Origin of the sequence: Agromyces cerinus (assembly GCF_016907835.1) — a bacterium.
GTDB classification, from domain to species: Bacteria; Actinomycetota; Actinomycetes; order Actinomycetales; family Microbacteriaceae; genus Agromyces; species Agromyces nitratus.
Window position 1 is genome coordinate 1,276,666 of the sequence record NZ_JAFBCT010000001.1, and the last position, 26,172, is coordinate 1,302,837.

At 68.6% G+C, this 26,172-nt stretch carries 22 protein-coding genes; 16 read left to right on the forward strand and 6 right to left on the reverse strand.

Annotated features, from left to right (window positions below):
* Nucleotides 1–85 precede the first annotated feature (85 nt).
* The 4 genes from JOE59_RS05800 to rpsA all read left to right on the forward strand — a co-directional run bounded on the left by JOE59_RS05800 (nucleotide 86) and on the right by rpsA (nucleotide 5,031).
* Nucleotides 86–1,759, forward strand: a complete 1,674-nt coding sequence (locus JOE59_RS05800) for a DUF885 domain-containing protein (protein WP_204459326.1) — start codon at nucleotides 86–88, stop codon at nucleotides 1,757–1,759.
* A gap of 8 nt (nucleotides 1,760–1,767) precedes the next feature.
* Nucleotides 1,768–2,439, forward strand: a complete 672-nt coding sequence (locus JOE59_RS05805) for a DUF4166 domain-containing protein (RefSeq protein WP_204459327.1) — start codon at nucleotides 1,768–1,770, stop codon at nucleotides 2,437–2,439.
* The gene (locus JOE59_RS05810) at nucleotides 2,436–3,434 is read left to right on the forward strand and encodes an epimerase (protein WP_204459328.1); all 999 of its coding nucleotides are present in this window, start codon (nucleotides 2,436–2,438) and stop codon (nucleotides 3,432–3,434) included. Before JOE59_RS05805 ends, JOE59_RS05810 begins: the two co-directional genes overlap by 4 nt.
* Nucleotides 3,435–3,579: 145 nt before the next feature.
* Nucleotides 3,580–5,031 carry a 30S ribosomal protein S1 gene (gene rpsA, locus JOE59_RS05815; protein ID WP_056650636.1) on the forward strand — a complete coding sequence of 484 codons (1,452 nt, stop codon included), beginning with the start codon at nucleotides 3,580–3,582 and terminating at the stop codon, nucleotides 5,029–5,031.
* 71 nt (nucleotides 5,032–5,102) lie between these two features.
* On the opposite strand, the gene JOE59_RS05820 is transcribed toward rpsA, so the two are convergent.
* Entirely contained in the window at nucleotides 5,103–5,708 is a 606-nt protein-coding gene (locus tag JOE59_RS05820; RefSeq protein WP_204459329.1) for a DUF4126 domain-containing protein, read from the reverse strand.
* 50 nt (nucleotides 5,709–5,758) lie between these two features.
* On the opposite strand from JOE59_RS05820, the gene coaE reads away from it, so the two are divergent.
* The 12 genes from coaE to JOE59_RS05880 all read left to right on the forward strand — a co-directional run bounded on the left by coaE (nucleotide 5,759) and on the right by JOE59_RS05880 (nucleotide 20,103).
* Entirely contained in the window at nucleotides 5,759–6,373 is a 615-nt protein-coding gene (gene coaE, locus JOE59_RS05825) for a dephospho-CoA kinase (protein WP_204459330.1), read from the forward strand.
* Between the two features lie 69 nt (nucleotides 6,374–6,442).
* Nucleotides 6,443–8,509: an excinuclease ABC subunit UvrB gene (gene uvrB, locus JOE59_RS05830; RefSeq protein ID WP_074258957.1), complete on the forward strand. Its 2,067-nt coding sequence runs from the start codon at nucleotides 6,443–6,445 to the stop codon at nucleotides 8,507–8,509.
* 94 nt (nucleotides 8,510–8,603) lie between these two features.
* Nucleotides 8,604–11,495: an excinuclease ABC subunit UvrA gene (uvrA, locus tag JOE59_RS05835; RefSeq protein ID WP_204459331.1), complete on the forward strand. Its 2,892-nt coding sequence runs from the start codon at nucleotides 8,604–8,606 to the stop codon at nucleotides 11,493–11,495.
* Nucleotides 11,496–11,499: 4 nt separating this feature from the next.
* Nucleotides 11,500–13,509 (forward strand): excinuclease ABC subunit UvrC, encoded by a 2,010-nt coding sequence (gene uvrC, locus JOE59_RS05840; protein ID WP_204459332.1) that lies wholly within the window; start codon nucleotides 11,500–11,502, stop codon nucleotides 13,507–13,509.
* A 37-nt stretch (nucleotides 13,510–13,546) separates the two neighbouring features.
* Nucleotides 13,547–14,422 (forward strand): RNase adapter RapZ, encoded by an 876-nt coding sequence (rapZ, locus tag JOE59_RS05845; protein WP_204459333.1) that lies wholly within the window; start codon nucleotides 13,547–13,549, stop codon nucleotides 14,420–14,422.
* A gap of 41 nt (nucleotides 14,423–14,463) precedes the next feature.
* Nucleotides 14,464–15,444, forward strand: a complete 981-nt coding sequence (gene whiA, locus JOE59_RS05850) for a DNA-binding protein WhiA (RefSeq protein WP_204459334.1) — start codon at nucleotides 14,464–14,466, stop codon at nucleotides 15,442–15,444.
* A 193-nt stretch (nucleotides 15,445–15,637) separates the two neighbouring features.
* Nucleotides 15,638–16,264: a superoxide dismutase gene (locus JOE59_RS05855; protein WP_204459335.1), complete on the forward strand. Its 627-nt coding sequence runs from the start codon at nucleotides 15,638–15,640 to the stop codon at nucleotides 16,262–16,264.
* A 95-nt stretch (nucleotides 16,265–16,359) separates the two neighbouring features.
* Nucleotides 16,360–17,364 carry a type I glyceraldehyde-3-phosphate dehydrogenase gene (gene gap / locus JOE59_RS05860; RefSeq protein WP_204459336.1) on the forward strand — a complete coding sequence of 335 codons (1,005 nt, stop codon included), beginning with the start codon at nucleotides 16,360–16,362 and terminating at the stop codon, nucleotides 17,362–17,364.
* A gap of 11 nt (nucleotides 17,365–17,375) precedes the next feature.
* A complete protein-coding gene (locus JOE59_RS05865) occupies nucleotides 17,376–18,590 on the forward strand; it encodes a phosphoglycerate kinase (RefSeq protein ID WP_204459337.1) in 1,215 nt (404 codons plus the stop codon).
* Nucleotides 18,581–19,369 carry a triose-phosphate isomerase gene (gene tpiA / locus JOE59_RS05870; protein ID WP_204459338.1) on the forward strand — a complete coding sequence of 263 codons (789 nt, stop codon included), beginning with the start codon at nucleotides 18,581–18,583 and terminating at the stop codon, nucleotides 19,367–19,369. Before JOE59_RS05865 ends, tpiA begins: the two co-directional genes overlap by 10 nt.
* A gap of 105 nt (nucleotides 19,370–19,474) precedes the next feature.
* Nucleotides 19,475–19,726 carry a preprotein translocase subunit SecG gene (gene secG, locus JOE59_RS05875; protein WP_204459339.1) on the forward strand — a complete coding sequence of 84 codons (252 nt, stop codon included), beginning with the start codon at nucleotides 19,475–19,477 and terminating at the stop codon, nucleotides 19,724–19,726.
* 11 nt (nucleotides 19,727–19,737) lie between these two features.
* Entirely contained in the window at nucleotides 19,738–20,103 is a 366-nt protein-coding gene (locus JOE59_RS05880; protein WP_204459340.1) for an RNA polymerase-binding protein RbpA, read from the forward strand.
* A gap of 78 nt (nucleotides 20,104–20,181) precedes the next feature.
* Here JOE59_RS05880 and pgl read toward each other — a convergent pair whose 3' ends face one another.
* The 5 genes from pgl to tal are packed head-to-tail and all read right to left on the reverse strand — an operon-like array spanning nucleotide 20,182 to nucleotide 26,172.
* Nucleotides 20,182–20,952: a 6-phosphogluconolactonase gene (pgl, locus tag JOE59_RS05885; protein WP_204459341.1), complete on the reverse strand. Its 771-nt coding sequence runs from the start codon at nucleotides 20,950–20,952 to the stop codon at nucleotides 20,182–20,184.
* Nucleotides 20,949–21,908 (reverse strand): glucose-6-phosphate dehydrogenase assembly protein OpcA, encoded by a 960-nt coding sequence (locus JOE59_RS05890; protein WP_204459342.1) that lies wholly within the window; start codon nucleotides 21,906–21,908, stop codon nucleotides 20,949–20,951. The genes pgl and JOE59_RS05890 overlap by 4 nt, the downstream gene beginning before the upstream one ends.
* Nucleotides 21,905–23,446 (reverse strand): glucose-6-phosphate dehydrogenase, encoded by a 1,542-nt coding sequence (gene zwf, locus JOE59_RS05895; protein WP_204459343.1) that lies wholly within the window; start codon nucleotides 23,444–23,446, stop codon nucleotides 21,905–21,907. The genes JOE59_RS05890 and zwf overlap by 4 nt, the downstream gene beginning before the upstream one ends.
* A gap of 15 nt (nucleotides 23,447–23,461) precedes the next feature.
* Nucleotides 23,462–25,066, reverse strand: a complete 1,605-nt coding sequence (locus JOE59_RS05900; protein ID WP_204459344.1) for a glucose-6-phosphate isomerase — start codon at nucleotides 25,064–25,066, stop codon at nucleotides 23,462–23,464.
* Nucleotides 25,063–26,172: a transaldolase gene (gene tal / locus JOE59_RS05905; RefSeq protein ID WP_204459345.1), complete on the reverse strand. Its 1,110-nt coding sequence runs from the start codon at nucleotides 26,170–26,172 to the stop codon at nucleotides 25,063–25,065. Before tal ends, JOE59_RS05900 begins: the two co-directional genes overlap by 4 nt.

The following is a 26,172-nucleotide window of genomic DNA, read 5'->3' on the forward strand; positions in this document are numbered from 1 at the left end:
TCGGTGCGCCGACCGGGCGGGGCATCCATCCACAACGTGGAACTGTGTGCCTCGAACGGGTGCGGTCCGTCATAGGCTCGGGTTCATGACTTCGAGTGAGCGCACCCCGACCGACGTCGATCGCATTGCAGAGGGGTGGGTCGACACACTCGTCGAATTGAACCCCGGCGTCGGCACCTACATCGGCCGCACGACGTTCGACGAGCAGCTCGCCGACTACTCGCCCGAGGGTCACGAGCGCTCCATCGCAGCCACGCGCGAGGCGCTCGCCGCCCTTCGTGCCGCGACGCCGGTCGACGACGTCGATCGCATCACCGTGGCCGATCTCGGCAGCGAGCTCGAGCTCGAACTCGAGCGCCACGACGCCCGACTCCACCTGCGCGACCTCAACGTGATCGCGAGCCCTGCACAAGACATCCGGGAGGTCTTCGACCTCATGCCGACCGATGCCCCTGAGGAGTGGGATCGCATCGCGACCCGTCTCGAGGCCGTCCCCGGCGCGATCGACGGCTACATCGAGACCCTGCGGGAGGGCATCGCCCGGGGCACCGTGCCCGCCGCTCGCCAGGTGAGCGAGGTCGCCGCGCAGGCGCGACGCATCGCCAGGCCCGACGGGTTCTTCGGCACGTTCGCCGGCTCGGCGAAGGCGGGCGATGCCGATCTCCCCGCCTCGATCACGAGCCACCTCGGCGTCGGGGCGGCCGCGGCCGCCGCGTCGTACGGTCGGCTCGCCGAGTTCCTCGAGTCGGAGTTGCACCCGGTCGCCGGCGAGCACGACGGTGTCGGCCGTGAGATCTACGCGCTGCAGTCGCGCCACTTCCTCGGGGCCGTGATCGACCTCGACGAGACCTACGAGTGGGGCATCGAAGAGCTCGCCCGCATGGTCGCCGAGCAGGAGTCGATCGCGAACGAGATCCTGCCCGGGGCATCCGTGCACGAGGCGATCGCGTTCCTCGACGGAGACCCGTCGCGAAAGCTCCACGGCACCGACGCGCTGCAGCGCTGGATGCAGGAGACGAGCGACCGTGCCGTCGCCGAACTCGCCGGCACGCAGTTCGACATCCCCGCCGAGATCCGCACGCTCGAGTGCATGATCGCGCCGACGCAGGAGGGCGGCATCTACTACACCGGTCCGAGCGACGACTTCTCGCGCCCGGGTCGCATGTGGTGGTCGGTGCCCGAGGGCGTCACCGAGTTCGACACCTGGCGCGAGCTCACGACGGTGTACCACGAGGGTGTTCCCGGTCACCACCTGCAGATCGGCCAGGCCGTCGTGAACCGTGGACAGCTGAACACCTGGCGTCGACAGCTCGCCGGCACCTCCGGCCATGCCGAGGGCTGGGCGCTCTACGCCGAGCGGCTCATGCAGGGCCTCGGCTACCTCGACGACCCGGCCGACCGGCTCGGCATGCTCGACGGCCAGCGCATGCGCGCCGCGCGCGTCGTCCTCGACATCGGCGTGCACCTCGGCAAGCAGCGGCCCGACGGGCAGGGTGCCTGGACCGGCGACTACGCCTTCGACTTCCTCGGGCAGAACGTCAACATGAACGAGGGCTTCGTGCGCTTCGAGGTGAACCGGTACCTCGGCTGGCCGGGCCAGGCGCCGTCGTACAAGGTCGGCCAGCGCATCTGGGAGCAGCTGCGCGACGAGGTCGCCCGCCGCGAGGGCGCGTCGTTCGACATCCGCGAGTTCCACCGCAACGCGCTCGCGCTCGGCGGCGTGGGGCTCGACACCCTGCGTTCCGCGCTGCTCGGCTGATCGCGCCGGTGTCGACGCAGCAGCCGCAGCAGGGCGCAGGGTCAGCACCGTCGACGGATGCCGCGCCGCCGCTCTCGCCGTACGCGCAGGCGCTCGGCGGGGCCGTCTCCGAGCTCCATCCGGGGTTGCAGTGCTACTTCTCGGAGGTGCCCGACGGCGCGGTCGGGCGTGGACGCGGCACGTTCGAGGTCGTCGGCACCCCGCGCCGATGGCTCTGGCCGCTGCTCTCGGTGCTGGGCCGGTGGGGCGTCCTGTTCCCCGTGCACGAGGTCGAGGTGCCGTTCGCGGTGGAGAACCGGCGGTCGTCGACGGGCGTCCTCCATGCCGTGCGCCGGTTCGAGTTCCGTTCCGGTTCGCGCGAGATGACCGACGCGGTGCACTTCCGGAACGGTCGCGTGATCGATGTGCTCGGCGTCGGTGGGCGGTTGCGCGTGGCATTCGATGCGACCGTGCGAGAGGGGGCGCTCGTGCTCAGCTCGACGTCGGTCGGGCTTCGAGCCGGCCGGGTGCGGCTGCGGATCCCGACCGCCGTGGCGCCGCGAGCGCGGGTGGTGGAGCGGTTCGACGGGGTGACCGGCCGGCAGAGCGTGCGGTTCACGCTCGATGCGCCGCTGCTCGGGCGGATCTATGAGTACGCGGGTTCCTTCGTCTACGAGATCGAACAGGAGACGCCGGCATGACGCGCGTGGTCATCGCCGGGGCATCCGGCTTCATCGGGCGTCACCTCGTCGCGAGGTATCGCGCGGCCGGCATCGAGGTGCGCACGATCGGTCGCGGTGCGTCGGCGGATGCCGCGTGGGGCGACCCGGCGGCGATCGCCGGCCTCGTCGACGGATGCGACGTGCTCGTGAACCTCGCAGGCAAGAGCGTCAACTGCCGGTACACCCCGCGCAATCGCGCCGAGATCGTGCGTTCGCGGGTGGAGACGACCGCAGCGCTGCGTTCGGCCGTCGAGTCGGCCGCCGTGCCGCCGCGGGTCTGGTTCAACTCCTCGACGGCCACGATCTACCGACATGCCGAAGACCGCCCGATGACCGAGCGCGACGGCGAGCTCGGGAGCGGATTCTCGGTCGAGGTCGCGAAGGCCTGGGAGCGGGAGTTCTTCGCCGGCGCGCTGCCGGCGACGCGGCGGATCGCCCTCCGCATCGCGATCGTGCTTGGTGACGGCAGTGTGATGCGGCCGCTCGCGCGGCTCGCGCGATTCGGACTCGGCGGGCCGCAGCTCGACGGACGGTGGCCGGCGACGCGCGCCCGCCGGGCCGCGGGCACACACCACGAGTTCACGGCGCGAAGCGGCCGACAGCGTTTCAGCTGGGTGCACATCGACGATGTCGCGGGCATCATCGACTTCCTCGCGGAGCGGCCCGATCTCGACGGCGTCGTGAACGTCAGCGCCCCGAACCCCACCGACAACCGCACGCTGATGCGCACCATCCGCCGACTCCTCGGCGTGCCGTTCGGCATTCCGGCATGGCGGTGGATGCTCGAGCCCGGATCCGCGGTGATCCGCACCGAGACCGAGCTGGTGCTGAAGAGCCGATGGGTCGTTCCCGAGCGCCTCCTCGATGCGGGATACGAGTTCGCGTATCCCGATCTCGAGCCGGCGCTCCGCAGCATCCTGAAGCCTGAAACGAAGCGCTCCGCGGCGGGTCGAGTGCCGACGCCGCGGGACTGACACGGTCGTTTGCCAATGGGGGAGCGCTTCCGTTAGGATTGAGCGTCACTCGTGTGACATCCCTGTCCGCATGCCCATCGCGGAATCAACATATCGCTCTCCCACGCGATGGGCTCGATTTTGTCCTTTACGGAGCATTCACTACATGACAACCGCAACGACCAAGGCGCCCAAGCAGGTCGCGATCAACGACATCGGATCTGCTGACGATTTCCTCGCCGCGGTCGAGAAGACTTTGAAGTTCTTCAACGACGGCGACCTCATCGAGGGTACCGTCGTGAAGATCGACCGCGACGAGGTTCTCCTCGACGTCGGCTACAAGACCGAGGGTGTCATCCCCTCGCGTGAGCTTTCGATCAAGCACGATGTCGACCCCAGCGAGGTCGTCGGCGTCGGCGACACCGTCGAGGCCCTCGTCCTCCAGAAGGAAGACAAAGAAGGCCGCCTCATCCTGTCGAAGAAGCGCGCTCAGTACGAGCGTGCATGGGGCGACGTGGAGAAGATCAAGGAAGCCGACGGCGTCGTGACCGGTTCGGTCATCGAGGTCGTCAAGGGCGGCCTGATCGTCGACATCGGCCTCCGCGGCTTCCTCCCGGCGTCGCTCATCGAGCTCCGCCGCGTGCGCGACCTCACGCCGTACCTCGGCCAGGAGATCGAGGCGAAGATCCTCGAGCTCGACAAGAACCGCAACAACGTCGTGCTCTCGCGCCGCGCGCTCCTCGAGCAGACGCAGTCCGAGTCGCGTTCGACGTTCCTCGCGAACCTCCACCCGGGACAGATCCGCAAGGGTGTCATCTCGTCGATCGTCAACTTCGGTGCGTTCGTCGACCTGGGCGGCGTCGACGGTCTCGTCCACGTCTCCGAGCTCTCGTGGAAGCACATCGAGCACGCCAGCGAGGTCGTCGAGGTCGGTCAGGAAGTCACCGTCGAGGTGCTCTCCGTCGAGCTCGACCGCGAGCGCGTCTCGCTGTCGCTCAAGGCGACGCAGGAGGACCCGTGGCAGGTCTTCGCCCGTACCCACGCGATCGGTCAGGTCGCTCCGGGTAAGGTCACGAAGCTCGTTCCGTTCGGTGCGTTCGTTCGCGTCGCAGACGGCATCGAGGGCCTCGTCCACATCTCCGAGCTGTCGGGCAAGCACGTCGAGCTCGCAGAGCAGGTCGTGTCGGTCGGCGAAGAGGTCTTCGTCAAGGTCATCGACATCGACCTCGAGCGTCGCCGCATCTCGCTCTCGCTGAAGCAGGCGAACGAGGGCGTCGACCCCGAGGGCACCGAGTTCGACCCGGCGCTCTACGGCATGCTCACCGAGTACGACGAGCAGGGCAACTACAAGTACCCCGAGGGCTTCGACCCCGAGACCAACGAGTGGCGCGAGGGCTTCGAGGCCCAGCGCGAGAAGTGGGAGCAGGACTACGCTGCAGCCCAGGCTCGCTGGGAGGCTCACAAGAAGCAGGTCGCCGCGGCGAACGCTGCTGCTGTGGCCGACGACTCGTTCACCTCGAGCGCTGCATCGTTCTCGAGCGACTCGGCCGGCGCGGGCACCCTCGCCGACGACGCGTCGCTCGCGGCGCTGCGCGAGAAGCTCTCGAGCAACAACTAGTCACGATCCGCGACACGTCGCGGTCCGCGATACGGAAGGCCGGTCCCCTCGGGGGCCGGCCTTCCGGCGTCTCACGGGGCAGTCGACGGATGTCGCGCGCTCCGCGCCCTGCGGCGGCGGCGCACGGCGATGATCACGAGCGCGGCGATCAACACGATGCCGAGCACGACGAGCACCGGGGCGAGGATCGCCGCGAAGGCCAGTGCGAAGGAGCCGGCATCCTCGGCTGCGCTCGCGACCGGCGCGCCGATGCCCGCCGTGGCGGCATTGACGACCGGACGGGCCATGGCCTTCGCGAGATGCACGAGCAGGGCGAGTCCCACGCCGATCGCGATGGGCACCCACTGCTGCGAGGTGACGAACGCCTCGGGATCGGTGACCGCCGTCGTCGTCGCGCTGACCCCCGAGCCGAACGCGAGGCCGCCGGCAGTGGGTCGCACGAACGTCTGCACGATGTCGTTCATCGAGTCGAGGCCCGGCACCTTGTCGGCGACGAACTCGACGATGAGCAGCACGACGAGGATGAGCAGCACCCACTCGTTCGACAGCCACGCCCACTGCGGCGGCAGCTCGATGAGCCCGGTGAACCGGTCGAGTGCGCCGATCGCGACGAGCGGGATCCAGGCGTTCAGGCCGGCTGCGAGGGCGAGTCCGGTTCCCGTGAGCAGTTCGAGCATGGGCGCCTCCTGAGCCGTCGCGTCGAGTGTCGCACGATTAGAGTGGAGTCGTGTATCTGATCGGTCTCACGGGCGGCATCGCCTCAGGCAAGTCCACGGTCGCGCGTCGACTCTACGAACACGGCGCCGTGCACATCGACGCCGACCAGCTCGCCCGTCGCGTGGTGGAGCCCGGAACGCCCGCGCTGGCCGCGATCGTCGAGGAGTTCGGCGCCGACGTGCTGCACCGCGACGGCACGCTCGACCGTGCGAAGCTCGGTGAGCGCGTCTTCGGCGATGCCGAGCAGCTCGCGAAGCTCAACGCGATCGTGCATCCCGCGGTGCGAGAGCTCTCGAGCCGCCTGTTCGCGAAGGCCGAGCAGGAGGACCCCGATGCTGTCGTCGTCTACGACGTGCCGCTGCTCGTCGAGGCCTCCGTCGATCACCCGTTCGACCTGATCGTCGTGACCAACGCCCCTCGACGCGCCCAGGTCGAGCGTCTCGTCGAGAACCGCGGGCTCGAGCGAGGGCAGGCCGAGGCGCGCGTCGACGCCCAGGTCGACAACACGGCTCGCCTTGCGATCGCCGACGTCGTGATCGACACGGATGGGTCGCTGGGTCACACCATGAGCCAGACCGACGAGCTGTGGCACCGCATCGTCGAAGAGCGTCGCGCTCGCGCCTGACCGTCGCCTCGGCGGGCTGCCAGCACGCTCACAGGGGGAGTGTCGGCGGGCGCTCCTAGACTGGAGAGCATGCAGGCCACACGTTCAGTTCGGCCGTTCGAGGTCATCAGCGAGTACACGCCGAGCGGCGATCAGCCGGCGGCGATCGCCGAACTCGCGGCGCGCATCAATGCCGGGGAGACCGACGTCGTGCTGCTGGGCGCGACCGGTACCGGCAAGTCCGCGACGACGGCATGGCTCATCGAGCAGGTGCAGCGGCCGACGCTCGTGCTGGCGCACAACAAGACGCTCGCGGCGCAGCTCGCGAACGAGTTCCGCGAGCTCCTGCCGAACAACGCCGTCGAGTACTTCGTCTCGTACTACGACTACTACCAGCCCGAGGCGTACGTTCCGCAGACCGACACCTTCATCGAGAAAGACAGCTCGATCAACGCCGAGGTCGAGCGCTTGCGCCACTCGACGACGAACTCCCTGCTGAGTCGCCGCGACGTCGTGGTCGTGTCGTCGGTCTCGTGCATCTACGGCCTCGGCACGCCCGAAGAGTACCTCGGCGCGATGATGCCGCTGCAGGTGGGCCAGCAGGTCGATCGCGACTGGCTCATCCGCAAGTTCGTCTCGATGCAGTACCAGCGCAACGACGTCGACTTCTCGCGTGGCAACTTCCGCGTGCGCGGCGACACGATCGAGATCATCCCGATCTACGAGGAGCTCGCGATCCGAATCGAAATGTTCGGCGACGAGATCGAGGCGCTCTACAGCCTGCATCCGCTGACCGGCCAGGTCGTCGCCAAGCTCGACTCGGTGCCCGTCTTCCCGGGCTCGCACTACGTCGCGAGCACCGAGGTGATGCAGCGTGCGATCGGCACCATCCGCATCGAACTCGAAGAGCGGCTGGCCGAGCTCGAGCGCGAGGGCAAACTGCTCGAGGCGCAGCGCCTGCGCATGCGCACCACGTTCGACCTCGAGATGATGGAGCAGATCGGCTTCTGCTCGGGCATCGAGAACTACTCGCGGCACATCGACGGCCGCCAGGCCGGTGAAGCACCGCACTGCCTCCTCGACTACTTCGCCGACGACTTCCTCGTCGTCATCGACGAGTCCCACGTCACGGTGCCGCAGATCGGTGCGATGTACGAGGGTGACTCCTCGCGCAAGCGCACGCTCGTCGAGCACGGGTTCCGCCTGCCGAGCGCGCTCGACAACCGCCCGCTCAAGTGGGACGAGTTCAAGGCGCGCGTCGGACAGACCGTGTACCTCTCCGCAACGCCCGGGCGCTACGAGATGGGCATCGCCGACGGCGTCGTGCAGCAGATCATCCGCCCCACGGGTCTCGTCGACCCGCAGATCGTGGTGAAGCCCTCGAAGGGCCAGATCGACGACCTGCTCGAAGAGATCCGCACCCGTGCCGGCCGCGACGAGCGCGTGCTCGTCACGACCCTCACGAAGAAGATGGCCGAAGAACTCACCGACTTCCTCACCGAGGCGGGCGTGCGGGTTCGGTATCTCCACTCCGACGTCGACACCCTGCGCCGCGTCGAGCTGCTCACCGAACTCCGGGCCGGCGTGTACGACGTGCTCGTGGGCATCAACCTCCTCCGCGAGGGCCTCGACCTGCCCGAGGTCTCGCTCGTGGCGATCCTCGACGCCGACAAGGAGGGCTTCCTCCGCTCGTCGACATCGCTCATCCAGACCATCGGCCGTGCCGCTCGAAACGTCTCGGGCGAGGTGCACATGTACGCCGACGTGCTCACCGACTCGATGAAGTCGGCGATCGACGAGACCACGCGTCGACGTGACATGCAGCTCGAGTACAACCGGGTGAACGGCATCGATCCGCAGCCGCTGCGCAAGCGCATCGCCGACATCACCGATGTGCTCGCGCGAGAAGAGGCTGATACGGCGGCGCTCCTCGCCGGTCGAGATGCGAAGAAGAAGACCTCGGTGCCGAACCTCCGGCGCGAGGGAATCGCGGCCGCGGGCGCCAATGATCTCGAAGACATCATCCGCGATCTCAACGACCAGATGCTGGTCGCAGCGGGGGAGCTGAAGTTCGAGCTCGCAGCGCGTCTGCGCGACGAGGTCTCCGACCTGAAGCGCGAACTCCGCCAGATGGAGAAGGCCGGTCATCTCGGCTGATCTCGGGGGCCGGACCCCGTGATTCGAACGTATGTTCGCTGAGAGCGCGTGCGGTCGAGGCATCCGTGTCGGTGGTGCTCTCTAAACTCGAAGGGTGCCAGTTTCACGTCTCGATGCCCATTCGCACCTGAGTGTCCGCGGTGCTCGCGTGCACAACCTGCAGAACGTCGACGTCGAGATTCCTCGCGATGCGATGGTGGTGTTCACCGGGCTCTCGGGCTCCGGCAAGTCGTCGCTCGCGTTCGACACGATCTTCGCAGAGGGGCAGCGGCGCTACGTCGAGTCCCTGTCGGCGTACGCCCGCCAGTTCCTCGGGCAGGTCGACCGGCCCGACGTCGACTTCATCGAGGGCCTCAGCCCTGCGGTGTCGATCGACCAGAAGTCGACCAACCGCAACCCGCGCTCGACCGTCGGCACGATCACCGAGATCTACGACTACATGCGTCTGCTCTGGGCGCGCATCGGCGTGCCGCACTGCCCCGTGTGCGGTGAGCGCATCCAGCGCCAGACCGTGCAGCAGATCGCCGACCAGCTCATGGAACTGCCCGAGGGCACCCGGTACCAGGTGGTCAGCCCCGTCGTCTCGAAGAAGAAGGGCGAGTTCGTCGACCTCTTCCGCGACCTCGCTGCGCAGGGCTACTCGCGAGCGGTCGTCGACGGCGACGTCATCCGGCTCGATGACCCGCCGAAGCTCAAGAAGCAGATCAAGCACGACATCTCCGTCGTCATCGACCGGCTCGTCGCCGGACCCGAGCTGCTCGGGCGCCTCACCGACTCGCTCGAGACCGCGCTGCGGCTGACCGACGGGCTCGTGCAGGTCAACTACGTCGACGAGACCGGGCCCGAAGCATGGGCGACGTTCTCCGAGAAGCTGTCGTGCCCCAATCAGCACCCCATCCAGCTCACCGAGATCGAACCGCGCACCTTCTCGTTCAACGCTCCGTTCGGTGCCTGCCCCGAGTGCTCGGGCCTCGGCACCCGCATGTCGGTCGACGACGCGCTGCTGCTCGGCGACCAGAGCCTCAGCATCGCCGAGGGCGTCATCCTGCCGTGGACCTCGCAGGGCAAGAGTCTCTACAACTACTACGAGAAGCTGCTCGGCGGGCTCGCCCGCGACCTCGACTTCTCGCTCGACACCCCCTGGGAGGAGCTCGACGAGGGCGCCCGCCAAGCGGTGCTGCGCGGCGACAACTTCGAGGTCAAGGTGAAGTGGCGCAACCGCTACGGGCGCGAGATGAGCTACACCTCGGGCTTCGAAGGGGTCGTGCCCTACATCGAGCGCCAGTATCTGCAGGCCGAGACCGATGTGCAGCGGGCACGCTGGTCCGAGTACCTGCGCGAGGTGCCGTGCCCGGTGTGCGACGGCAAGCGGCTGAAGCCCGAGGTGCTCTCGGTACTCATCCACGACCACAGCATCGCCGACGTGGGGCTGCTGAGCCTCACCGACGCTCGCGGCTTCATGGATCGCCTCGCGCTCACCGACCGCGAGCAGACGATCGCCGCCCAGGTGCTGCGCGAGATCAAGCTTCGCCTCGACTTCTTGATCCGCGTCGGGCTCAGCTACCTCGACCTGTCGCGGGCGGCCGCCACGCTCTCCGGTGGCGAAGCGCAGCGCATCAGGCTCGCGACCCAGATCGGCTCCGGCCTCACCGGCGTGCTCTACGTGCTCGACGAGCCGAGCATCGGACTGCACCAGCGCGACAACCGTCGCCTCATCGACACCCTCATCGCGCTTCGCGACCTCGGCAACACGCTGATCGTCGTCGAGCACGATGAAGACACCATCCGCACCGCGGACTGGATCGTCGACATCGGCCCCGGGGCCGGCGTCAACGGCGGCACCGTCGTGCACTCGGGCAGCTACGCCGACCTCGTGAAGAACACGCGATCGCTGACCGGCGACTACCTCTCGGGTCGCAAAGAGATCCCGATCCCCGAACAGCGCCGGGAGATCGACGCCGAGCGCAAGATCGCCGTGCAGGGCGCAGAGGCGAACAACCTGCGCGGCGTCGACGTCGAGTTCCCACTGGGCGTGCTCACCGCCGTGACCGGTGTGAGCGGGTCGGGCAAGTCCTCGCTCGTCAACGACATCCTCTACCGGGTGCTCGCGAACCGCCTGAACGGTGCCCGCAAGGTACCCGGCAAGCACCGGAGGGTCACGGGACTCGACCAGCTCGACAAGGTCGTGCACGTCGACCAGGCGCCGATCGGGCGCACGCCGCGCTCGAACCCCGCCACGTACACCGGCGTCTTCGACCGCATCCGCACGCTCTTCTCCGAGACGACCGAGGCGAAGGCGCGAGGCTACCTGCCGGGTCGATTCAGCTTCAACGTCAAGGGCGGGCGCTGCGAGGCGTGCTCGGGCGATGGCACGATCAAGATCGAGATGAACTTCCTGCCCGACGTCTATGTCGCGTGCGAGGTCTGCGGCGGCCAGCGCTACAACCGCGAGACCCTGCAGGTGCACTACAAGGGCAAGAACATCGCCGAGGTGCTCGAGATGCCGATCAGCGAGGCAGCCGAGTTCTTCGAGCCGATCTCGGCCATCCACCGCTATCTCAAGACCCTCGTCGACGTCGGACTCGGCTACGTGCAACTCGGCCAGAGCGCCACCACCCTCTCGGGCGGTGAGGCGCAGCGCGTCAAACTCGCCACCGAACTGCAGCGGCGCTCGAACGGGCGCAGCGTCTACGTGCTCGACGAGCCGACGACCGGACTGCACTTCGAAGACGTGCAGAAGCTCCTGAAGGTGCTCGGCAAGCTCGTCGACAAGGGCAACACGGTCATCGTCATCGAGCACAGCCTCGACGTGATCAAGTCGGCCGACTGGATCATCGACCTCGGGCCCGAGGGCGGCTCCGGCGGCGGCCAGATCGTGGCGACCGGCACGCCCGAACAGGTGGCTTCGGTGCCCGAGAGCCACACCGGGTACTTCCTGCGAGAGATCCTCGACGCGGCGTCGGTGCGTGCCGCGGTCGCCAGCTGAGTCGATGACCACCGTGCTGCCCGGCACCGAAGGTGTGCCGTACCGTCCGAGGAAGGGCGAGATCCCCACAGGGCCCGGCGTCTACCGGTTCCGCGACGCCGATCGCCGGGTGCTCTACGTGGGCAAGGCGAAGAACCTCCGGGCACGGCTCTCGAACTACTTCGCGCCGCTCCGCACCCTGCACGAGCGAACGCGACGGATGGTCACGACGGCCGCTTCGGTGGAGTGGACGGTCGTCGCGAACGAGGTCGAAGCGCTGCAGCTCGAGTTCACGTGGATCAATGAGTTCGATCCGCCCTTCAACGTGCAGTTCAAAGACGACAAGTCGTACCCATACCTCGCGGTCACGTTGGCCGAAGAGGCGCCGCGCGCCGTCGTCACCCGCAACCGCAACATCCGCGGCGCCAGGTATTTCGGGCCGTACCCGAAGGTGTGGGCCGTCAACGAGACGCTCGAGATCCTGCTCAAGCTGTTCCCGATCCGCACGTGCAAGGACTCCGACTACCGTCGCGCCATGGCCAGTGGCAAGCCGTGCTTCGCCGGCCAGATCGGCCGCTGCTTCGGGCCGTGCTCGGGGGTCGTGTCGATCGAGGAGCATCGCGAGAACGTCGACCGCTTCGTCTCGTTCATGCAGAACCAGGATCGCCGCATCCTCGGCGAGCTCACGCAGCGCATGCGTTCGGCTGCGGCGGTGCAGGACTACGAGTCGGCGGCGCGATTCCGTGATCGCCTGCAGGCGGCCACCTCGTTCTTCGAGAAGAGCGCCGTGGTGCTCGGCGAGAAGGTCGACATCGACGTCTTCGGCATCGATCACGACGAGCTCGCCGCCGCAGTCCAGCTCTTCATCGTGCGCGGCGGTCGCATCCGCGGCGTGCGCTCGTGGACCGTCGACAAGGAGCTCGACGTGCCGCTCGGCGATCTCGTCGACTCGGTGGTGCAGAACGCCTACGGCGATGGCGAGGTGCCTCCGGCGGAGGTCGTCGTTCCCGAGCTGCCCGACGACGCCGAAGCGCTCGAGACCTGGCTCGGCACGATCGCCGGGCGAAAGGTACGGCTGCGGGCCGCACAGCGCGGTGATAAGGCGGCACTGCTCGGAACGGCGACGCAGAACGCCAAGCAGACCCTCATGCTCTACAAGACACGGCGCAGCGCCGACTTCACGACGCGGTCACGCGCACTCGAAGACATCCAGGAGGCGCTCGGCATGGCCGACGCGCCGCTCCGCATCGAGTGCTACGACGTCTCGCACCTCAGCGGCACCAACATCGTCGCCTCCATGGTCGTCTTCGAAGACGGGCTTCCCCGCAAAGACGAGTACCGACGGTTCACGATTCCGAACTCGACCGATGACACCGACTCGCTCCACCAAGTGCTCACGCGTCGACTCGCCTACCTGAAGGCCCCCGACTCGATCGGCTCGCCGATCGAACCGACCACCGCGACGGCGACCGTCCCCGCGACGGCGGCGGGCGAAGACACGGCGACCTCGAGCGCCGCCGACGGTGCGGACATCCCCGAAGGCGAATCGGATGCCGCGGCATCCGAGCGCCGCAAGAAGTTCGCCTACCGGCCGAACCTGCTGATCGTCGACGGCGGGCAGCCGCAGGTGGCCGCGGCGGCGCGCGCCCTCGAGGAGTCGGGCGTCGAGGGGATCTACCTCTGCGGCATCGCGAAGCGACTCGAGGAGATCTGGACGCCCGACGGCGACTATCCCGTGATCCTTCCGCGCAACAGCGACGCACTCTTCCTCTTCCAGCGGGTGCGCGACGAGGCGCACCGCTTCGCGATCACCCACCAGCGGCAGCGTCGCAAGCGCGACATGGGCAGCGTCCTCTCCGAGATTCCCGGCCTCGGGCCGTCGCGCGTGAAGGAGCTGCTGCGGCACTTCGGCTCGGTGAAACGGCTGCGCGCGGCATCCGAGACCGACATCGCCGAGGTGAAGGGCATCGGACCCGCTCTCGCGGCGACCGTGCACCGCGCCCTGCACGCCGACGGCGCCCCCGCACCCAGATAGGCTTGGGTGTCGACACGCGGAAGGGGGCCTCGACACGATGACCGTAGATTCCGAGCAGCAGGAGATGCTGATCGTCACCGGCATGTCCGGCGCAGGGCGCTCGACCGTCGGCAACGCGCTCGAAGACCTCGGCTGGTACGTCGTCGACAACCTTCCGCCGCAGATGCTGCGCCCCCTCGTCGAGCTCGTCGAGCGGGCCGGCACGTCACTGCCGCGCATCGCGGCGATCGTCGACATCCGCGGCCGCGACTTCTTCTCCGAGCTGCGCGAGATCATCCAGGCCCTCCGCACCGGCGTGAACGTGCGCGTCGTCTTCCTCGACGCGACCGATTCCGTACTCGTGCGCCGCTTCGAGTCGGTGCGCCGGCCGCACCCGCTGCAGGGCAACGGCACGCTGCTCGACGGCATCGGCGCCGAGCGCGCCCGCCTCGCAGAGCTGCGCGAGGCCAGCGACATCGTCGTCGACACCTCCGACCTCAACATCCACCAGCTGGCGACCCTCATCACCGAGACCTTCGCCGAGGCCGGCCACGCCGGTCTTCGCATCACGATGCAGAGCTTCGGGTTCAAGTACGGCGTGCCCTCCGACGCCGACCTCGTGGCCGATGCGCGCTTCCTGCCGAACCCGTTCTGGATCCCCGAGCTCCGCCACCTCACGGGCGACGACGCCGTCGTCTCGGAGTACGTGCTGGGTCAGCCCGGTGCGATGGAGTTCGTCGAGGCGTACGTGAAGGCACTCGAACCGGTGCTCGCCGGCTACCAGCGCGAGAACAAGCGGCATGCGACGATCGCGATCGGATGCACCGGCGGCAAGCACCGCTCGGTCGCCCTGGTGCGCGAGCTGGCGAAGCGCATCTCCGCGCTGCCCGGCGTCGCCGTGAGCGTGAAGGATCGGGATCTCGGCCGCGAGTGATCGCAGCCGCTGCAACACATATATGAGAGATAGGACGACAAGTGGCACTGACCGCTGACGTGAAAGAAGAACTGGCGCGCGTCGAGGTGTCGAAGACCGGGGTCAGGGTCGCTGAGCTGGCGTCGATCCTGCGGTTCGCCGGCGGCCTGCACATCATCTCGAACCGCATCGCGATCGAGGCCGAGCTGGACTCCCCGACCCTCGCGCGCCGCGTGACGCGCGACCTGGGGGAGATCTACGGGGTGCGTCCCGACGTCTCGGTGATCTCACCGACCGGGATGCGCCGTTCGAACCAGTACCTCGTGCGCGTGCTCGAGGGCGGGGAGACGCTCGCGCGACAGACCGGGTTGCTCGATGCCCGCCGTCGCCCGGTGCGCGGCCTGCCGAACAAGCTCACCACGGGCTCGCGCGATGAGGTCGCGGCGATCTGGCGCGGGGCGTTCCTGGCGAAGGGCAGCCTGACCGACCCCGGTCGTTCGGCTGCGCTCGAGGTGACGTGCCCTGGCAATGAGACCGCCATGGCGCTCGTGGGCGCCGCCGGCCGCCTCGGCATCTCGGCGAAGGCCAGAGAGGTGCGCGGCGTCCACCGCGTCGTCATCCGCGACGGCGAGGCGATCAGTGCGATGCTCGCCGTCATGGGCGCCACCGAGACCGTGCGCAACTGGGAGGAACTGCGTCAGCGCCGCGAGGTGCGCGCCACGGCCAACCGTCTCGTGAACTTCGACGACGCGAACCTCCGCCGTTCCGCACAGGCGGCCGTCGCCGCATGCGCTCGCGTCGAGCGCGCCATGGAACTCCTCGGCGAGGGCATCCCCGACCACCTCAAGTACGCCGGTGAGCTCCGTCTGTCCCACCGCGAGGCGAGCCTCGACGAACTCGGCCACTATGCCGACCCGCCCATGACGAAGGACGCGGTCGCCGGTCGCATCCGTCGACTGCTCGCGATGGCCGACAAGAAGGCCGCCGACCTCGGCGTGCCCGGCACCGAGGCGAGCCTTCCCGCCGACCTCGACGAGGTCTGAGCGGAAGCTCCGTCGGACGCGCCGCACGGAGCCCGCACGTTCGGTCGGCGGTGCCGCAGCGGCATCCGTCACTCGGTGTCAACCCCGCCGGGCTCCACGGATGCGATGGCGGATGCGGGCATAGACTCGAGGGGCAGCCGCGGAATCCCGGGGAGACGCCCGGGGGATCCGGCGCATCTGACAAGGAGAAGCAATGGCCGACTACACCCTCCCCGACCTGCCCTACGACTACTCGGCGCTCGAGCCGGCGATCAGCGGCAGGATCATGGAGCTGCACCACTCGAAGCATCACCAGGCGTACGTGACGGGTGCGAACACCGCGCTCGCCCAGCTCGCAGAGGCCCGCGATTCGGGCAACCTCGCGAACGTCAACAAGCTCGAGAAGGACCTCGCCTTCAACCTCGGCGGCCACGTCAACCACTCGATCTTCTGGACCAACCTCTCGCCCGAGGGCGGCGACAAGCCGACCGGCGGACTCGCCGCGGCGATCGACGACCAGTTCGGCTCCTTCGACAAGTTCCAGGCGCACTTCACCGCCACGGCGCTCGGCGTGCAGGGCTCGGGCTGGGCGGTGCTCGCGTGGGATTCGCTCGGAGAACGCCTGATCATCGTGCAGTTCTTCGACCAGCAGGGCAACCTGCCTGCCGGCATCGTGCCGCTGCTGATGCTCGACGTCTGGGAGCACGCGTACTACCTCGACTACCAGAACGTCCGGGCTGATTACGTCAAGGCGTTCTGGAGCATCGCGAACTGGGAGAACGTCCAGAAGCGGTTCACCGCAGCTGGTGAGAAGACCTCAGGGCTGCTGCTACTGTCGTAAACGGATGGTGTCCCCGGACCTGTCCGGGGACACCGTCGTCCGACCAGTTCACCCGTGAAATGCGCGTTCGCGCCATCGTCAAACAGGAGACATCTGTGTCTGTAAAGATCGGCATCAACGGCTTCGGCCGTATCGGCCGCAACTACCTCCGTGCCGCCCTCGCACAGGGCGCCGACCTCGAGATCGTCGCCGTGAACGACCTCACCGACAACAAGACGCTTGCACACCTCCTCAAGTACGACTCCATCACGGGTCGCCTGGACGCGACGGTCGACTACGACGAGAACAACATCATCGTCAACGGCAAGTCCATCAAGGCGTTCTCGGAGCGCGACCCCGCGAACCTGCCCTGGGGCGAGCTCGGCGTCGACATCGTCATCGAGTCGACCGGCTTCTTCACCAAGGCCGCCGACGCCCGCAAGCACATCGAGGCCGGCGCGAAGAAGGTTCTCATCTCGGCCCCTGCGACCGACGAGGACGCGACGTTCGTCATGGGCGTCAACGAGCACGAGTACGACCCCGAGAAGCACAACATCATCTCGAACGCGTCGTGCACGACCAACTGCCTGGCTCCCCTCGCGAAGGTCTTCAACGACGCCTTCGGCATCGAGCGCGGTCTCATGACCACGGTGCACGCCTACACCGCCGACCAGAACCTGCAGGACGGCCCGCACAAGGACCTCCGTCGTGCGCGTGCGGCTGCGATCAACATCGTTCCGACCTCCACCGGTGCGGCCAAGGCCATCGGCCTCGTGCTGCCCGAGCTCGTCGGCAAGCTCGACGGCTTCGCGCTGCGCGTTCCGGTTCCCACCGGCTCGATCACCGACCTCACGGTCACCTCGTCGCGCCCCGTGACCGTCGACGAGGTCAAGGCCGCCTACAAGGCCGCCGCAGAGGGCCCCATGAAGGGCATCCTCAAGTACACCGAAGACGAGATCGTCTCGAGCGACATCGTCTCCGACCCGCACTCGTCGATCTTCGACGCCGGTCTCCTTCGCGTCCTGGGCGACCAGGTCAAGCTCTCGAGCTGGTACGACAACGAGTGGGGCTACTCCAACCGTCTCGTCGACCTCACCGAGTACGTCGCCGAACGACTCTGAATCGAGCCCTTGTGACCCTGCGAACGATCGACTCCCTCGGTCCGCTCGCCGGCAAGCGCGTCGTCGTCCGTTGTGACCTGAACGTCCCCCTCCGGGACGGGGTCATCACGGACGACGGCCGCGTGCGGGCATCGGTCCCCACCCTGGCGGCACTCGTCGCCCAGGGCGCCCGCGTGATCGTGGTCTCCCACCTCGGTCGCCCCGACGGCGCCCCCGACCCCCAGTACAGCCTCGCGCCCGTCGCGTCGCGCCTCGGCGAGCTGCTCGACGCGCCGGTCGCCTTCGCGACCGACACGGTCGGCACGGATGCCGCGGCGAAGGTCGCGGCCCTCCCCGACGGCGAGGTGCTCGTGCTCGAGAACCTGCGCTTCAACGCAGGGGAGACCTCGAAGAACGAGGCTGAGCGCACCGCCTTCGCCGGCGAGCTCGCGGAGTTCGCCGACGCGGTCGTCTCCGACGGTTTCGGCGTCGTGCACCGCAAGCAGGCGAGCGTGTACGAGCTCGAAGAGCTCCGTCCGAGCGCCGCCGGTCTGCTCATCGCGGCAGAGCTCGACGTGCTCGACCGGCTCACCGAGAACCCCGAGCGCCCCTACACGGTCGTGCTCGGCGGTTCGAAGGTGTCCGACAAGCTGGGCGTCATCGCGCACCTGCTGCCGCGTGTCGACGCACTGCTCATCGGCGGCGGCATGCTGTTCACCTTCCTCGCCGCCCAAGGGCACAAGGTCGGGTCGAGCCTGCTCGAAGCCGACCAGATCGAGACCGTGAAGGGCTACCTCGCCGAGGCAGCCGAGCGCGGTGTCGACATCGTGCTGCCGACCGATGTGGTCGTGGCCGCCTCATTCTCGGCTGAGGCCGAGCACGTCGTCGCACCCGCCGACGCGATCGAGCAGACGCCGTTCGGGGCATCCGGTCTGGGACTCGACATCGGGCCCGACACCGCGTCCGAGTTCGCGAACCGCATCCGCGGCTCGAAGACGGTGTTCTGGAACGGCCCGATGGGCGTGTTCGAGCTCGCACCGTTCGCGGCAGGCACCCGTGTGGTCGCGGCGGCGTTGACTCAGGTCGACGGCCTCAGCGTCGTGGGCGGCGGCGATTCCGCCGCCGCTGTTCGTCAACTCGGCTTCGAAGACGCTCAGTTCGGTCACATCTCGACCGGCGGAGGCGCGAGCCTCGAGTTCCTCGAAGGTAAGAAACTCCCCGGACTGGAGGTCCTCGGATGGCAGTGAAGCGCACCCCGTTCATCGCAGGCAACTGGAAGATGAACCTCGATCACCTGCAGTCGATCGCGTTCGTGCAGAAGCTCGCATGGGCCCTCGCCGACGCGAAGCACGACTTCGCCGACGCGGAGGTCGCGGTCTTCCCGCCGTTCACCGACCTGCGTTCGGTGCAGACGCTCGTGGCGGCCGACTCCCTGCCCATCGGCTACGGCGCGCAGGACGTCTCGGCGCACGACTCCGGCGCATACACCGGCGAGATCTCCGGAGCGTTCCTCAAGCAGCTCGACTGCCGGTACGTGATCATCGGTCACTCCGAGCGGCGCACGCTGCACGCGGAGTCCGACGCCGAGGTCAACGCGAAGGTCAAGGCGGCGCACCGTCACGGCCTCGTGCCGGTCGTCTGCGTCGGCGAGACCGCAGAAGACCTCGAGGCCCACGGGCCGAGCGCCGTTCCGGTCGCGCAGCTGCGCGCAGCGCTCGAGGGCGTCGACGGCTCGAAGGGCCTCGTCGTCGCCTACGAGCCCGTCTGGGCGATCGGTTCGGGGCAGGCGGCGACGCCGGCCCAGGCCGAGCAAGTCGCCGCGGCGCTGCGCGCGCTCCTCGTCGAGCTCGTCGGCGAAGAGGTCGCACAGTCCACCCGCGTGCTGTACGGCGGCTCGGTGAAGGCGGCGAACATCGCCTCGTTCCTGCGCGAACCGAACGTCGACGGGGCCCTCGTCGGCGGCGCGAGCCTCGACATCCCCGAGTTCGCGAGCATCGTGCGGTTCAAGAAGCACGTCGGAGCCTGATCTTCCGTACCCGGGAGTGCGATGCGCTCCCGGGTACGGCCATGCTTCCGGCTATACTCGAATGTCGGCATCGACCCATCTGTCGTGCCCGGAAAGGTTCACCCCGTGGAGATTCTCCAGGTCGTCCTGCAGGTGCTGCTCGGTCTCACGAGCCTGCTGCTGACGTTGCTCATCCTGCTGCACAAGGGTCGTGGCGGCGGTCTGTCCGACATGTTCGGCGGCGGTGTCACTTCCAGCCTCGGCGCATCCGGTGTCGCCGAACGCAACTTGAACCGCATCACGGTCATCCTCGGACTCATCTGGGTGACCTGCATCGTCGTGCTCGGCCTCATCACCAAGTTCGACTCCGGAATCTGACGGGAACCACCATGGCATCAGGAAACAGCGCCATCCGCGGGTCGCGCGTCGGAGCAGGCCCCATGGGCGAGCAGGATCGTGGCTTCCACGCCGATCGTGTCGCCGTCAGCTACTGGGACGCTCACGGCAACGAGACCGTGCGCTACTTCTCGGCGACGCTCCCCGAAGAGGAGATCCCCGAGACCATCGACAGCCCGTCGACCGGCCTGCCGGCCGGCCGCGACCGCGAGAACCCGCCGTCGGTGTCGAAGCTCGAGCCGTACAAGACGCACCTCGCGTACGTGAAGGAGCGCCGCACCGACGAAGAGGCTGCGGCCCTGCTCGACGACGCGCTCACTCAGCTGCGCACGCGTCGCGGTCAGGCACCGAAGGACTGACGCGCGAAGCGCGAACGCGAGAAGGGGGCGGCCTGATGGCCGCCCCCTTCTGCGTGCTTCCGCGCGGTGTCGACCGCGTCAGTAGTCGCGTGCGATGAGCGATTCGGGCACTTCGGACGCCGCATCGGCATCGACGAAGAACACCGTGCGCCGACGACCCTTGATGCCTGCGACCGGCACTTCGTCGCGGCTGGCGCCGGCGAGGGCGAGACCGAGTGCCGAGGCCTTGTCGGCGCCTGCGAGCACCATCCACACGCGCTGCGAGGCGTTGATGACCGGCCGGGTGAGGCTGAGACGTTCGGGCGGCGGCTTCGGCGAGTTGCGCACGGCGATCACCGTGCGATCGGTCACCTGGATGCCGGAGCGGTGCGGGAAGAGCGACGCGATGTGCCCGTCAGGGCCGACGCCGAGGAACGTGATGTCGAAGATCGGATGCGACAGGCCATCGACGCCGTGCTCCGAGAGCTCTGCGGCGTAGACCTCGGCCGCCGTGTCGAGGTCGAGCCCCGAGTCGGAGGCGGGGAACGGGTGCAGGTTCTCGGCGGGGAGTTCGAGCCCGCCGAGGAATGCGACCCGGGCCTGCTCGTCGTTGCGCTCGGCGTCGCCGGCGGGCAGCCATCGCTCGTCGCCCCACCAGAAGTGCACGCGCGACCAGTCGATCGAGGTGTGCGCTGGCGAGGCGCCGACCGACTGGAGCACGGTGCCGCCCATCGAGCCGCCGGTGAGCACGACGTGCGCCACCGCCTGGGTGTCGAGGATGTCGAGGAGCTTCGTGATGAAGCGCGCCGCGACCGAACCGGCGAGCGATGCCTTGTCGGGGTGCACGAGCACGCGTCGTTCGTTGGTCATTCCGTGCCTCCTTCGCCGCGAACCTCGAGGAGCTCGAGGCCGCGGGTGATGACCTCACCGTACAACTCGTCGGGGTCGAGGCGGCGCAGCTCATCCGCGAGACAGTCGCGAAGGTTGCGACGCGCCAGCGCGAGGTCGTGCCGCGGCTGACCCGGCTGGCGAAGCGTCGCGATGCCGGGGACGTCGCGGATCAGTTCGATCGCACCGCTCTGGCGCTCGAGGCTCACGCCGTGGATGCCGTGGTATCCGGCTTCGGGTCCGGCGAGTTCGTAGTCGGTCGGAGCGTTCAGCTGCAGTCGCAGCCATGCTGCGAGGAGCGTGGTCGAGGGCGAATCGACGGCGCCGCTCACGTGCACCCGGGTCACCGGTTCGTATGGGGGCTGGTCGAGCACCGCGGCGAGCTGCGCACGCCAGAGCGTGAGCCGCGTCCACGCGAAGTCGGCGTCGCCCGGCGTGTAGTTGCCGGCGAGTGCGCGAAGCGCCGCCTGCGGGTCGGGCTGTGCCGAGGCATCCGTGATTCTGCGGTGCGCGATGCGCCCGAGCGGCGAACGCCCGGGTACCTCGGGTGCCGCGCCGGGCCACCAGGTGACGACCGGGGCGTCGGGCAGGAGGAGCGCCATGATGAGGCTCTCCTCGTCACGCGCGGCGTCGCCGCAGGCGCGGAGCACGATGACCTCGCTCGCACCGGCGTCTCCGCCGACGCGGATCTCGGCGTCGAGGCGGGGCGCGATCGCCGACGTCTCGGTGCCGGGCTCGGTCGAGACCACGATGACGCGCATCGGATGCTCGCGGGAGGCGTCGTTCGCGGCCTCGATCGCCTCCTCCTCGACACCGGGAGAAGTGGCGATCACGAGGGTGAGCACGCGGCCGAGGGCCACGACGCCGCCCTCCTCGCGGATCTTCACGAGGGTCTTCGAGACCTGGCTGGTCGTCGTGTCGGGCAGATCGACGATCATGGGCGTCTCCAGCTTCGTCCGTCGCGTTCGAGGAGTTCATCGGCCGAGGCCGGACCCCAGGTGCCGGGGCGGTACTGCTCGGGCTGACCCTGCGTCGCCCAGAACTCCTCGATCGGGTCGAGGATCTTCCACGAGAGCTCGACCTCCTCCTGTCGGGGGAAGAGCGGTGGGTCGCCGAGCAGCACGTCGAGGATCAGCCGCTCGTAGGCCTCGGGGCTCGCCTCGGTGAAGGCGTGGCCGTAGCCGAAGTCCATCGTCACGTCGCGCACCTGCATGCCGGCGCCGGGCACCTTCGAGCCGAAGCGGATCGTGACGCCCTCGTCGGGCTGCACGCGGATGACGAGTGCGTTCTGGCCGAGCTGCGAGGTCTGGCTGTCGGCGAACACCTGCTGCGGCGCGCGCTTGAAGACGACCGCGATCTCGGTGACGCGCCGGCCGAGGCGCTTGCCCGCGCGCAGGTAGAACGGCACGCCCGCCCAGCGGCGAGTGCCGATGGTGAGCTTCATGGCCGCGTAGGTCTCGGTCGTCGAATCGGGGTTCATGCCGTCTTCGTCGAGGAATCCGATGACCTTCTCGCCGCCCTGCCAGCCGCCCGCGTACTGGCCGCGCGCGGTGCCCGTCGCGAGGTCGTCGGGCAGACGCACGGCCGCGAGGATCTTCTCCTTCTCGGCGCGCAGGTCGCCGGCCTCGAACGAGATCGGCTCCTCCATCGCCGTGAGCGCGAGCAGTTGCAGCAGGTGGTTCTGGATGACGTCGCGCGCCGCACCGATGCCGTCGTAGTACCCGGCACGGCCGCCGACGCCGATGTCCTCCGCCATCGTGATCTGCACGTGGTCGACGTGGTTCGCGTTCCAGATGGGCTCGTAGAGCTGGTTCGCGAACCGGAGCGCCAGGATGTTCTGGACGGTCTCCTTGCCGAGGTAGTGGTCGATGCGGAACACCGAGTCGGGCGGGAAGACCGATGCCACGACGTCGTTCAGCTCGCGCGCCGTCTTCAGGTCGCTGCCGAACGGCTTCTCGATGACGACGCGGCGCCACTGGTCGCCCCGCTGCTCGGTCAGCCCCGAGCGCTTCAGCTGTTCGGTGACGAGCGGGAACGACTTCGGCGGGATCGACAGGTAGAACGCGTGGTTGCCCATCGTGCCGCGCTCGCGATCGAGGTCTTGGACGACCTGGCGGAGGCGGTCGAAGGCCGCGTCGTCGTCGAAGTCACCGGGTACGAAGCGGATGCCTCGGGCCAGCTGCCTCCAGACGTCCTCGCGGAACTCGGTGCGGGAGTACTCCTTGACCGAGTCGTGCACGACCTGCTCGAAGTCCTGGTCGGCCCATTCGCGCCGGGCGAAGCCGACGAGCGCGAATCCGGGCGGCAGCAGCCCCCGGTTCGCGAGGTCGTAGACCGCCGGCATCAGCTTCTTGCGCGACAAGTCGCCCGTGACGCCGAAGATGATGAGGCTCGACGGACCCGCGATGCGGTTCAGTCGGTAGTCCTTGGGGGATCGGAGCGGATTGTGCTGCGCGGTGATCGCGGCCGGTTGCATCGTTCCTCCGGGTTATCAGGCGACGACGTCGAACAGCGTCGCCGTATTGGCCGAGGGGTCGGTGAGCGTGAGCGTGAGCACCGGTCGACCGTGCTCGGCGAGCACGCTCGCGTCGCCCGACGCCTGCGCTGCGATCAGCTGGCCGAAGGTGAACGGTCGATCGGGGATCGCGACGTCTTCGGCGGGCGTCTGCGTGATCTGCAGGAACGCGCCGACCGCTGGGCCGCCCTTGTGGAACTGCCCGGTCGAGTGGAGGAAGCGCGGCCCCCAGCCGAACGTGACCGGTCGACCGGCACGGGCGGCGAGCATGCCCCTGAGTCGCTCAAGCTCGGGGTGGGCGACGCGATCGACGTAGGCCTGGATCGAGAGGTAGCCGTCGGCCGGCAGCTCTTCGAGGAGCACGTCGATGGCCGAGGCGAGGTCGCTCGAGGCGCCGATCACCTCGGCGGTGCCGCGCACCTCGATGCCCTGTTCGACGAATGCCGCCGGCGTGGGCTCGGGTCGGGCGTCGAGGAGGCCCCGCGCGGCGATCTTCGCCGATTCCACGTCGGGCTGGTCGAAGGGGTTGATGCCGAGGATGCGGCCCGCGACGGCGGTCGCGTACTCCCAGACGAGCAGCTGCGCGCCCAGCGTTCCCGAAACGCGGATCTCGCCGGAGTCGTCGCGGCCGAAGATCTCGTCGCCCGCGTCGTCGACGATGCGCACGATCTGCAGGTCGGCGAGGTCCTCGCCGAGCTCGGGTGCGTCGACGTCGAGCACGACGGGGAGGAGCCCGGTGCCGTTCTTGCCGGTGGATTCCGCGATCAGCTGCTCGGCCCAGTCGGGGAGCCCGACGATGTGGGTGCCGTCGGCGACGATGCCGAGCTTGTCGCGGAGGGGGACCGTCGCCGCGATCGCCGCGCCGAGCACGAGCCCCGGGTTCTCGGGGCTGTCGATGGCGAGCGAGAGCTCGATCGTCTCGGCCTCGTCGAGCACCTCGGAGATGTCGACGCCGGCGAGGCCGGATGGCACGAGCCCGAAGGCGGTGAGGGCAGAGTAGCGGCCGCCCACGTCGGGGTCGGCGTTGAAGACCCGGTAGCCCGCAGCGCGAGCCGACTCGTCGAGCGGCGAGCCCGGGTCGGTGACGACGATGATGCGCGTCGTGGGGTCGATGCCGGCATCGCGGAAGGCCTGTTCGTAGACCCGTCGCTGGCTGTCGGTCTCGACGGTCGAACCCGACTTCGACGAGACGACGAGTGCCGACGTCGCGAGCCGGTCGGCCAGGGCCGTGCGAACCTGCCCGGGCTCGGTCGAATCGAGCACGGTGAGGTCGACGTTCGTCGTTCGCGTGATGACCTCGGGCGCGAGCGAGGAGCCGCCCATGCCGGCGAGCACGATGTGGTCGACGCCCGCGGCTTCGAGTTCTTCGCGCAGGGCTTCGATCTCGGGGACGAGCGGGCGGGAGATCGCGACGGCCTCGGTCCAGCCGAGGCGCTTCGAAGCCTCTGCCTCGGCATCGGCGCCCCAGAGGGACGCGTCCTGCGCGGTGATGCCGCTGGCCACGAGGTCGGCGACGAGCGTCGGGACCGTGCTGCGCACGGCATCGGCCGCGGCTCCGCTCACGGAGATGCGGAAGCTCATCGTGCGGCCTCCAGCGCACCGCGAACGGTGTCGAGCAGCTCGTTCCAGGAGACGATGAACTTGTCGACGCCCTCGTTCTCGAGCAGCAGGGTCACGTCGTCGTAGTCGACGCCGACGCGCGCGAGCGCATCGAGCACCTCGCCGGCCTGCACGTAGACGCCGGTGACGGTGTCGCCCGTGATGACGCCGTGGTCGAAGGTGGCCTCGAGCGTCTTCTCGGGCATCGTGTTCACGACTCCCTGGGCGACGAGCTCGGTCACGTAGAGCGTGTCGGGCAGCGCGGGGTCCTTGACGCCGGTCGAGGCCCAGAGGGGGCGCTGGCGGTTCGCGCCGGACGCGAGGAGGGCTGCGGCACGCTCTCCGCCGAACTCCTGCTCGAAGAGCTCGTAGGCGAGGCGCGCGTTGGCGAGACCGGCCTTGCTCTTCAGTGCGACGGCCTCGTCGGTGCCGATCGCGACGAGTCGCTTGTCGATCTCGGTGTCGACACGCGAGACGAAGAACGAGGCGACCGAGTGGATCGTCGACAGGTCGATGCCGGCCGCCTTGGCCTGCTCGAGCCCTGCAAGATACGCCGCGATGACCTCGCGGTAGCGGTCGAGGCTGAAGATCAGGGTCACGTTGACGCTGATGCCGGAGCCGATCGCCTCAGTGATCGCGTCGAGGCCCTCGGCCGTCGCGGGGATCTTGATCATGGCGTTCGGGCGGTCGACCTTGGCCCAGAGCGACTTGGCCTCGGCGATCGTGCCGGCGGTGTCGCGGGCGAGACCGGGCGAGACCTCGATCGAGACGCGGCCGTCGAAGCCGTTCGAGCGGTCGTACACCGGACGGAAGACGTCGGCGGCGGCGCGCACGTCGTCGGTCGTGATCTCGAAGACCGCCGTGTCGACGTCGGCGCCGGCCGCGGCGAGCGTGTGCAGCTGTTCGGCGTAGCCGTCGCCCTTCGCAAGAGCGCCGGCGAAGATCGTCGGGTTGGTGGTGACGCCGACGACGTCGCGCTCGGCGATGAGTCGAGCGAGGCCGCCGGAGGCGATGCGCTCACGAGAGAGGTCGTCGAGCCAGATGCTGACGCCCGCCTCCGAGAGTGCTGCAGTGGGGGAGCTGGTCAT